We start from the raw sequence: 2,895 nt of genomic DNA, 5'->3' as shown, positions 1-2,895 counted from the left end.
GGTCGGAGGCCCCCGTGAACCAACTGGGCCTGGCGGGCTTCAGTGCCATGCGCGCCCTCTCCACCCGGAACCGCACTCCGGAGCTGGCCTCCAGCCCCTATGGCCTGGATCGGGATGGCTTCGTGATCGCTGAGGGGGCCGGCATTCTGGTTCTGGAGCGCGAGGCCGATGCCAACGCCCGCGGCGCCCGCTGTGAGGCGTACCTGCTGGATGCGGGAAGCACCGCCGATGCCCATCACATGGTGTCGCCCGAACCCCATGGCACCCAGGCCCGGGCCGCCATGCAGCAGGCCCTGCAGCGCAGCGGTCTGGCCGTGGCCGATCTGAGTTTCATCCAGGCCCATGCCACGGGTACCGCCATGGGTGATCTGGCGGAAGCCCAGGCGATCGGTGGGCTTCTGGGAGAAGCCAACGCGGCCCTAGCGGTGACGGCACCGAAAGGACAGTTCGGCCACATGCTCGGCGGGGCCGGCGCGGTGGAAACCATCATGGCCATCAGGTCCCTGGCCAGCGGGCAGGTTCCTGTGAGCGCCAACAGTCAGCCCCAGGATCCCGCCGTTCAGCTCCACCTGGTCAAGGGGAAACCCACCCGGCTCACCCAGCCGGTTCAGCAACGCTATGTGCTCAAAAATGCGTTTGGCTTTGGTGGGCACAACATTTCCCTGGTGCTGCAGGGGGCCTGATCAGCTGGCCCGATGGTGATGGCGCTCGGCCCAGCCGGCCGCATCCTGGGAGTAGTAAGCCATCACGCGGCGGGAGAAACCCTCCCGATGGTTCTCCTCAACCGGCAACCCGAGATCCTCGGGACGACCCTGGCGACAGTGGAGCACAACCCGTGGGGCCGTGAGTCGCTGGGCCAGCAGGCGCAGTGGTCTGTAGAGCGCCCCAGCCTCGATGCCCTCCAGCCCTCTGTACTCAAACCACCAGGGCACCACCGTGGCCCGATGGCGGCGGGCCAGCAGATAGGCACTGGCGGAAGCGCGCTGCAGGATCGACGTCTTCAGGGAACCGTTGGGCGCAATCATCAACTGGCCGTGGCGCTCCAGCACCTGCGACGACTTCCAGAGCGTGCTGCGTCGCTGATCGGGTTGACGATGATCCAGGAGCACATGGCCGGCATTGGTGGCGGAACGATCAAAGAACGGCAGCAACCGGTTCAGATGCAACCCGGAGGTGGTGACCGCGGGAATCTGCAGATAGCCCTGGATGGCGAACACATCAAAGGGGCTGTTGTGATTCCAGATATGGATGCGTCGGCACTGATCATCCTGTAGCAACAGGCTGTCGTCCACAATCACATCGATGCCCACGGCGCGCAGGCCGAAGCGGGCGACCGCGGTGAGCAAATGTCGGGCCAGTCGCCGCAGCCGCAGGGTGAGAGCGATCAGCTCCAAGGCATAGGCCACATACATGGCCCCGAAGCAGAACAGGCGATAGATCACCCGCAGCGGCACCACCCAGCCCAGGCTGGTGGCCTGAGCCCGCCCCAGCTGCGCTGGACTGGAGCGCGCCGAAAGGGCTACCGGCAAGGTCTCGCGGAAAGGGAATTCACCATCAAAGTTACCGTTGATCTGGGTGGTGGTGACAAGGTGGTTGTAGAAGCGGTAAAACAAAGGCCGACTGCTGGTTTGGGGCGCGGCCCAGAACCCATCCAATGGCTGTTGATCCGTCAGGCCCGGCAGGTTATAAAACGTCTGCCCCATCACTTTGGTGGCTGCCGCATGAAAAAGAGCCTGAAGCCCCACCGTGCTGTTCACGGTGACCACGCCGCGACAGGTGCGGATGAAGGCGCTGAGGGGACCATCGTGGAAGTAATGAACCCGACCGGAAACTCCTTCGCGTTCTGCCAACAGGCGAATCAAAGACTTATAGTTGTTGTAACCACGATCGCGGGGATGGTGCTTAAAAGCCAGATGATCTGAGGGATGGGCATGGGCTGCAAATGACACGATCACCGTTTCAATGAAATCGTGCATGCCACGGAATCCTGACCCTGTGGTGATCTGGGAGTCACTGGAGACCTGAAGAATCGCCAGGAAGAACGACAGGTTTTCGACCAACAGGTGCTTGAGCTTGCGTTCCTGCAGCCGATACATCCAGTAGCGTACGGAGCCCCGCACCTGGCACCAGAGAAAGGCTGGCGAGGGCTGCAGCTTGTGCTCCCCTTCAATGATCCTGTAGCGCGTGAAGGCGTGCTGGATGAAGGTGGGTGCTTTCCAGATTTTGCGCCAGCGCCAACCAGGATCCAGGCGTGCCTGGGGCAGATGGGCCACCGCTGGCAGGGCCTCATAGAAGCTCACCGGCTGGTTGAGATTGGAGCGGCAGTTGACGCGATCACGCTCCAGAGTGACATAGTTCGGCCTGACGTAACCCAGCTCAAACACATAGGCATCAACGTTCAGGCTTTGGGCCACTTCAATGGCCAGGCGATGCGGATCAATGAAGTCGCCATACATGAACAGGTGGCGGATCCCTTTTTCCTGGATCACCTCCCGCAGGAATGCTGGCCATTCCTCCATGGAACCTGAAAACGGAATCCTGGCCTGCCGAGGAAATCCGAATTCGTGCAGCGGATAGGAAATCTTGTAAACCGGCACACCGCAGTCGTGCAGATACCGCCAGAGGCGCGAGAAGAACAGACCGATCGGGCCCATCAGGAGCAGCACCGGGCCTTCGATCTGAATCTGAACGCTGGCCAATGCCACCCCTGCGGCCGGACGAGCCGATTCTCCCATGATGCAGCGGCTAGTTCGGGCTGAAACCCAGTGCTGACAGGCACTGAGACAGGTGATGGATCCAGGGACCAAGGCGTAAGATTGCTTCACCAACCTCCGGCACAAAGGATGGCGACCAGCCCGCAGCCGGCCGCTTTCCCGCTCCTGCCCAGCCCCAGTC

Annotated in this window: 2 protein-coding genes; one reads left to right on the top strand and one right to left on the bottom strand. The window is 62.1% G+C overall.

Annotated features, from left to right (window positions below; genetic code table 11):
• Positions 1 to 683 (top strand): beta-ketoacyl synthase (locus IQ216_RS12970; protein WP_304523989.1); only part of this gene is annotated, 683 nt, incomplete at its 5' end.
• On the opposite strand, the gene IQ216_RS12965 is transcribed toward IQ216_RS12970, so the two are convergent.
• A complete protein-coding gene (locus tag IQ216_RS12965; RefSeq protein ID WP_228007504.1) occupies positions 684 to 2,735 on the bottom strand; it encodes a 1-acyl-sn-glycerol-3-phosphate acyltransferase in 2,052 nt (683 codons plus the stop codon).
• Positions 2,736 to 2,895: the final 160 nt, after the last annotated feature.

This window comes from Cyanobium sp. LEGE 06143, assembly GCF_015207535.1.
Lineage (GTDB): Bacteria > Cyanobacteriota > Cyanobacteriia > PCC-6307 > Cyanobiaceae > NIES-981.
Note: the sequence above shows the minus strand (reverse complement) of the source record. Positions and strands in the feature narration are given on the sequence as shown.